Origin of the sequence: Catenulispora rubra (assembly GCF_015356825.1) — a bacterium.
In the GTDB taxonomy this organism is placed as follows: Bacteria; Actinomycetota; Actinomycetes; order Streptomycetales; family Catenulisporaceae; genus Catenulispora; species Catenulispora rubra.
Genome location: NZ_JAACYW010000442.1, coordinates 1 through 6702 on the forward strand (window position 1 = coordinate 1; position 6702 = coordinate 6702).

Annotated in this window: 7 protein-coding genes; 4 read left to right on the top strand and 3 right to left on the bottom strand. The window is 71.7% G+C overall.

Annotated elements, in window-relative coordinates:
• Nucleotides 1–100 precede the first annotated feature (100 nt).
• A complete protein-coding gene (locus GWK61_RS60370; RefSeq protein WP_194921478.1) occupies nucleotides 101–1663 on the top strand; it encodes a diguanylate cyclase domain-containing protein in 1563 nt (520 codons plus the stop codon).
• Between the two features lie 33 nt (nucleotides 1664–1696).
• Here the strand turns inward: GWK61_RS60370 and GWK61_RS51655 are convergent, their stop codons facing one another.
• From GWK61_RS51655 to GWK61_RS51665, 3 genes are read right to left on the bottom strand one after another with little or no spacing between them, the layout of a single operon-like run.
• Nucleotides 1697–2110, bottom strand: coding sequence for a hypothetical protein (locus GWK61_RS51655; RefSeq protein ID WP_194921480.1), 414 nt, complete (start codon nucleotides 2108–2110; stop codon nucleotides 1697–1699).
• Nucleotides 2107–3081: a metallophosphoesterase family protein gene (locus GWK61_RS51660; protein ID WP_194921482.1), complete on the bottom strand. Its 975-nt coding sequence runs from the start codon at nucleotides 3079–3081 to the stop codon at nucleotides 2107–2109. Before GWK61_RS51660 ends, GWK61_RS51655 begins: the two co-directional genes overlap by 4 nt.
• Nucleotides 3078–3629, bottom strand: coding sequence for a cupredoxin domain-containing protein (locus GWK61_RS51665; RefSeq protein ID WP_194921484.1), 552 nt, complete (start codon nucleotides 3627–3629; stop codon nucleotides 3078–3080). Before GWK61_RS51665 ends, GWK61_RS51660 begins: the two co-directional genes overlap by 4 nt.
• A gap of 347 nt (nucleotides 3630–3976) precedes the next feature.
• Here GWK61_RS51665 and GWK61_RS51670 point away from each other — a divergent pair, with 347 nt between their 5' ends.
• The 3 genes from GWK61_RS51670 to GWK61_RS51680 all read left to right on the top strand — a co-directional run.
• Nucleotides 3977–4534 (top strand): RNA polymerase sigma factor, encoded by a 558-nt coding sequence (locus GWK61_RS51670; RefSeq protein ID WP_194921489.1) that lies wholly within the window; start codon nucleotides 3977–3979, stop codon nucleotides 4532–4534.
• Nucleotides 4531–5220: a Rieske (2Fe-2S) protein gene (locus GWK61_RS51675; protein WP_194921485.1), complete on the top strand. Its 690-nt coding sequence runs from the start codon at nucleotides 4531–4533 to the stop codon at nucleotides 5218–5220. Before GWK61_RS51670 ends, GWK61_RS51675 begins: the two co-directional genes overlap by 4 nt.
• A 292-nt stretch (nucleotides 5221–5512) precedes the next feature.
• On the top strand, nucleotides 5513–6702 hold a 1190-nt coding region (locus GWK61_RS51680; RefSeq protein WP_194921487.1), incomplete at its 3' end, for an RNA polymerase sigma factor.

The window sequence follows — 6702 nt, forward strand, 5'->3', positions numbered from 1 at the left end:
CCCGAGCCCCCCGACCGGCCCCACGCCGTGGCGCCCGCCCACACCCGGGCCCACGATGGAACAAAGCCGACCTTGCGGTGACCATGCTGGAGTTGCAGAGGTGAACAGCGAGGAGGGTGGTTCCTCGGTCTGGTCCGGGCCGCGGCTCGCGGTGTCCCGCCTGAACTGGGAGGGTCGGCACTCCGAGGCGATCGACCTCGCGGACCGGCTGCTGGCTGGGCTCACCGATCCCCAGGAGATCCTGGGCGTGCTGCTCGCCAAGCTCTCGGCGCTGCTCAACACCGACCGGCTGCGGGAGTGCCCGGTCGTCATCGACGCCGCGTGGCAGACCGTCCAGGCCCACGGCGCCGCACCCGCCGACCTCGGCGAGTTCCACGCCCTCGCCGCGTTCTTCGCCTACCGCGAGGGCTCGCTGGAACGTTGCGTCACCAACCTCGTCCGCGGCGCCCGCGCGCTGGAGGTCACCGCCACCGACGTCCGCGCGCTGCGGCCCTGGATCGCGATGGCCGTCACCTACTCCTACGTCGGCTTCCACCGCCACGCCGTCGCCGCGCAGGGCCACGCCGAGCGCATCAGCCGCCTGGGTACCGCCATGGACCGCAAGCTCGCCGCGCACCCCGAGATCAAGGTCCGGCACGCGGTGTGGCTCGACCAGCGCGGCGAATCCGTGGCCGCCAAAGCCGTGCTCCGCGACCTCGTCGTGCACCTGGGGCTCGACGACCTCATCGAGATGGAGCGCGGCTACCTCGGCTACGCGGCGGCGCGCTACGCCTCCCTCGGCGGACGCGTCGACATCGACGTCCACGCGCTGCTCGACAGCACCTCCGAGCCGATTCTGGAGAACGCCGAGATACGCCGCCTCGGCCACGCCGCCCTCGCCATCGCCGAATACCGCCCGGCGCTCGCCCTCCAGCTGCTCAAGGACGCCGGCACCACGCACACCCGCCTCGGTGCCGCCGAAGTGCCCCGCCTCAAAGCGATGGCCTACGCCGTCCAGGGCGACTACGCCTCGGCCTACAGAGCCGCCGGCGAAGCCACCCTGAGCATCGCGCAGGCCGCCGACCCGATCTACGACCTCTTCGTCGACGGCATCACCGCCCGCCTCGACTTCGACGAGCTCCGCCGCAACGTCAGCCGCTACACCGACGAGGCGCACACCGACTCCCTCACCGGCCTGCCCAACCGCCGCCACCTGGAGCGCCACGTCGAGGAGCTCACCCGTAACGGCCGCAGCGCCATGCTCGGCGTCGGCGACCTGGACCACTTCAAGGAGGTCAACACCATCCACGGCCACCTCGTCGGCGACCAGGTGCTGGAACAGGTCGCGGCGATCCTGTCCCGCACCCTGCGCAGCGGCAGCTTCCTGGCCCGCTACGGCGGCGACGAGTTCGTCATCATCCTGCCGGGCACCTCGGACGCCGACGCCCGCGCGGTCGGCGACCGGCTGCGCGCCGCCGTCGAGGCCCACGACTGGAACGACCTGGCCCCCGGCACCCCCGTCAGCTTCACCGTCGGGTTCGCCCCCCTCGACGAACCCGGCGGCCTGCCCGCCGCGTTCCGCACCGCCGACCTGCTGATGCTGCGCGCCAAACAGCTCGGCGCCCGCCGCTCGGGGAACTGGCCGGACGTCGACGCCAGTGCCGACTACGACTCAGGCTACTGATACCCAGCTGGATACCGGGATCGGCTACCTGGATCAGGCCCGCAGGCGCGTCACCTCCACGCGGGCCCACTTCACCGCCTCCACATACGTCGGAACCAGCAGCAGCAACGTCGCGACCTCGACCAGAACACTGATCAACGACTGCGGCGACGGCTGCCAGCCCCGCTCGGTGAAGCCGAACACCCCGACCGTCCGCGACGCCGCGAACCCGCCGAGCGCCCCGGCCGCCGCCCCCGCCGCGGCCAGGCGCAGCAGCACGGGCCCGCCGACCAGGACCAGCGCGGCCAACGCGAAGGACGCGCTGGCCTGAAGCAGGAACAGCACTCCCACGACATGGATGAACCGGTATCCGGTGACATACAGCTGAGCGTGGATGTAGCCGCTGACCGACAACGTGGCGGCACTCGCGACCCGCAGCCCGACGTCGAGCATGGCCCGGGAGTTCATGCCAGCCTCGTGTCGGTGATGGCCAACGCCGAGTCGCCGGTCTTGTACGTCACGGTGCGGATCCCCAACGCCCCCTTGAGATGTCCGGCCGGCAGCACCTGCGGCGTCGGGGCCGGGGCCTTGCCGGGAGCGGGAAGCGGATAGGCGGTCGTGGTCGCGGAATGGAAGGTGATGTTGCCCTCGACCTTGCTGAACAGCTGATGCACGTGCCCGTTGAGGCAGGTGACGGAGCTGAACCTCTTCAGCAGCGCCAGCACCTGCAATGCGTCGTCGGTGCTCCATCCCCACGCCGGATACATGGCGAACAGCGGGATGTGGCTGAACACCACGATCGGTGTATCAGAGCTCAGACCCGCGACGTCCTTGCGGACGAAGTCGATCTGGTCGTTGCCGAGGTGTCCGAGCTTTTCCAGACTCAGGGTGTTGACCAGCGCGATGAAGTGCACGCCGTGCGTGTCGAACGAGTACCACCCGTCCCCGGTCGTCCCCGCGCCGAACGTCTGACGGTAGGCGCGGCCGGAGTCGCCGACCGAGTCGTGTTCGCCGGGCACGGTGAACACCCGCTCGGTGCGCACCTCGGTCAGCATCTGCCGGACCTGGTCGAACTGCGCCGCCGTCGACAGGTGCGTCAGGTCGCCGGTGTGCATGACGAAGTCCGGGCGGAATCCCAGAGTGTTGACTTGGCCGATCGCCTCGCTGAACGAGGCGGTGACGTCGGTGTTCGCCGGTCCCGCGAAGCCGATGTGGCTGTCGGAGATCTGCACGAATCGCAGGGCATTGGCATCCGCGGCCGTCGCCGCCGCCGCGGCGCTGTCCTTGTCGTGCGCGACGTGGCTGATCACCTCGCCGCCGGCGACGGTGAGCACGACGGCGGATCCGAACCATCCGGCGTGGCGGATCAGCTGGCGGCGGGTCATGCCTTGCTCGTCGTTCACGGTCTGGTCTTCGGTCACGGCCTGCTCTTCGGTCATGGCGTCACCGTCACAGTCGCGGTCATGAACGGGTGGATCGTGCACAGGTACGAGTAGGTCCCGGGCTTGGTGAACGTGAACGTGTAGCTCTGTCCGGTGGACAGCGCGGCTGACTGCAACGGACCGCCGGAACCCTGGCTGGTGACGGTGTGCGCGTCGCTGTCCTTGTTCGTCCAGGTCACCGTGGTCCCGGCCTTGACGGTCAGCGCGGCCGGCGCGAACGCGAAGTTCATGATCGCCACGGCGTTGCCGACCACCGGTGCGGCTGGCGCGGTGTTGGAACCGGCTGAGCCCATGGTCATCGTCATGCCCGGCATCGACGAGGCGCCGGTGCCGGTGACCGGTCCGGTCGCGGTGGCGCCCGGCGCGCCGGCCAGGGACTGCCCACTGCCCGGCACGATCGCCGTGGAGGCGCCCGCCGCGGCCGGGTGGGACGCGGCGCTGCTGCATGCGGCCGTCAAAGCGAGCGTGGCCACGGCCAGGCCGGCCAGGGCTGCGCTTCGTGAACGGCCGGTACCACCGGGGCTTCGGCCGATTTTCGGTTTCATAGGTCTCGACTCCTGGATTTCGTCTGCTCGATGTGGGACCGGCCGGTGTCCGATGCGGGCGGACACCGGCCGGTGTTCTCTCCCCCTGACCAATAGCCGGGCGGGTTACAGCGGCCCGGGTGTGGCGGCCCGGTGTAACCCGGATCCCTATCTCTTCGTGAGACCGGACCTACCGGCACCGATGAGGCTCTGCGAGGTCGATCACGGATGGCGCTCTACGATGAGGTGTGAGCAGCAGGCGCCTGGCGCGGCTTGTCAGGGTTCTGGGACACGGCATGGCCGCCGCGCAGCCTGAGCAGACGGGGCGGCTGGGGCCGGCCGGGCGGTTGGCGCAGCCCGTGCAGCCCATGCAACCCGTGCAGCCTGTGCAACCCGCGCCGCCCCGAGCCCTGCCCACTGCCGCGTACCCCGGCTGGGAGGCGATCTACGCCGACAACGTCGAACGGATCTACCGGCTCATGTACGCCAAAGTCGGCAACCGCCACGACGCCGAGGACCTGACCTCCCAGGTGTTCCTGACCGCCTTCGGCCCGCTCCGGGCCACGGCCAGCGTCGGCGAGGTCCGCGCCTATCTGCTGACCACGGCGCGCACCGTCCTGGCCACGCACTGGCGCTCGACGCTGGGCCACCAGGTCACCGTGATCGACGTCGACGAGGCCGGCCTGGAAGACTTCAGCGGGCCGGGCGAGGACGAGCGGGCCGGCCGGACCGCCGAGCGGATCGGGGTGATCCTGTCGGGGCTGCCGGAGCGGCACCGCGCCATCTTGACCCTGCGCTTCCTGCGCGGGTACTCGATCAAGGCCGCCGCCGCCGAACTCGGCGTGACGGTGGCGAACGCCAAAGTCCTGCAACACCGCGCCCTCCGCCGCGCCGCGGGGCTCGACAAGGAAGGGGAAGCGTCATGAAGCGCCCGATCGACCGCTACGTGGACAGCCTGCTGCGCCGTCGCCGCCCCGCGCCCTTCGCCCCGACCGAGGACGACATCGCGGTGGCCCGCGCCGCCATCGACCTGGCCGCAGCCGCCCCCGACGCCCAACGCCCCCGCGAGGCCTTCGTCGAGGACCTCCGCCGCCGCATCGCCGACCGCCAGGACGCCCCCCAACCGGCCGCGGCACTCCCGGCAGCGCACCGAAACCGAGGGCGCCGCCGGTTTCTGGCCGCCACAGCACTCACCGCAACCGGCGTGGTCGCAGGCGTCGTCGCCGACCAGGCGGCCGTCGGCCCCGCATCCCCGGCCACAGCCGAGCCGGACCTGACACCCACAGTCGGCACCTGGCAGAACGTCGTCAGCGACGCCGACCTCGCCGAAGGCGCGGTGCTGTCCTTCGACCTCGGCGCGGTCTCCGGCTTCGTCCGCCGGGCCTCCGGACGCGTCCAAGCCGTCTCGGGCTTCTGCACGCACCAGGGCTGCCGGCTCCGCATCGACACACCGCACGAGCAACTGGCCTGCCCCTGCCACGGCGCCACGTTCACACTGGCCGGCGCGCCGCTGACCCGGCCCGCGGGCGGCTCACCGCTGCCCGCGCTGCCGAGGCTGCCGGTGCGTATCGCGGGTGGACAGATCCAGGTTTACGCACCGAGTCAGGCCTGAGTCAGGGCCGGTGACGCGGCTGGTTTGTCTGTGCGGTCGGCCTGTGGATTTACAGGCGTTTTTTACGGCTTCGCGCAGGGGTTGATGGCCTCGCGGGGGACGCAGTTCGGTTGTGCCCCGCGGGTTGCGCTGGCGGCCGCCGGTACTGGTGGTTGTGTCGGCAACCCGCGCCGCTCACCCAACCGCGAGTCAGAACCGTCCAAAGATTCGTGTTATGCGCCCCGGACCCGCACCGTCTCCTCTATATGGTCATCGCACAACCACCACCGTCGACCCCAGAGGACGGTCCGGCATGAGAGCACCGCGGGGCGGATTCGACGCCGCCACCGTGCTGGCGGCGCAGCGCGGGGACCAGGAGGCGCTGCGCGACCTCGTCGCCGAGGCGCTGCCGCTGGTCTACAACATCATCGGCTTCGCGCTGCAGGCGCACGCCGATGTCGACGACGCTGTCCAGGAGACCATGATGCGCGCGGTGCGCGGGCTGCGTGACGTGCGCGATCCCGGGGCGTTCCGGTCCTGGCTGGTCGCCGTCGCGATCCGGCAGGTGCACGATCAGCAGCGCGCGCGCAGCGCGGTGCAGGCGCGCACGATGCCGCTGGAGGAGGCGGTGGCGGTCGCCGACCCCGCCGCCGACTTCGCCGACCTGACAGCCCTGAAGCTCGACCTCACCGGGCAGCGGCGGGAGGTCGCCGAGGCGGCCGGCTGGCTCGACGACGGGAACCGGGAGCTCCTGGGCCTGTGGTGGCTCGCCGAGCACGGCCGCCTGGACCGCGCCGACCTGGCCGCCGCGCTCGGCGTGCCGCAGAACCAGGCCGCGGTCCGGATCCAGCGCCTGAAGCAGCAGCTGTCGGCGACGCGCGTCGTCGTCCGGGCACTGCGCGCGCCGGAGCGCTGCCGCGGCCTGTCGGACCTGACGAGCGGGTGGGACGGCCACCGCAACGCCTTGTGGCGCAAGCGGTTCGTCGGGCACACGCGCGACTGCGAGGTTTGTGACGCCCGGTCGCGCGACCTGGTCCCGGTCGAGAAGCTGTTGGCCGGACTGCCGTTGGCCGTGGTGCCGGCGGCGCTCGCCGCGGCGGTGTTCCGGACGGCGCTGGCGGCAGGCGTCGGCGGCGGTGCTGCCGGAACCGGCGCGGCCGGAGCCACGGGAGCCGCACACGGTTCCGGAGGCGCGGCCGGTCTCGCGCACAGTTCCACCAAGCTGCTCGGCTTCCTACCCGCGAAGGCACCGGCGGTCATCGCCGCAGTCGTCGCGGTGAGCAGCGTCGGCGTGGCCGCGACCGCGGTCTGGGCCGGCGCGCAGACTTCCGGGACGGTGTCGAACCCGACCCCGGTCGCGGCCGGTACCACGACGAGCTCCCGGAGCGCCGTCGCCGCGAGCCCGTCGGCGATCCCGACCTCGACGCCGAGCTCGACTCCGTCTCCGACCCCGTCGCCGAAGCCCACGACGTCCCCGACACCGACACCGACCCCGACCAAGAC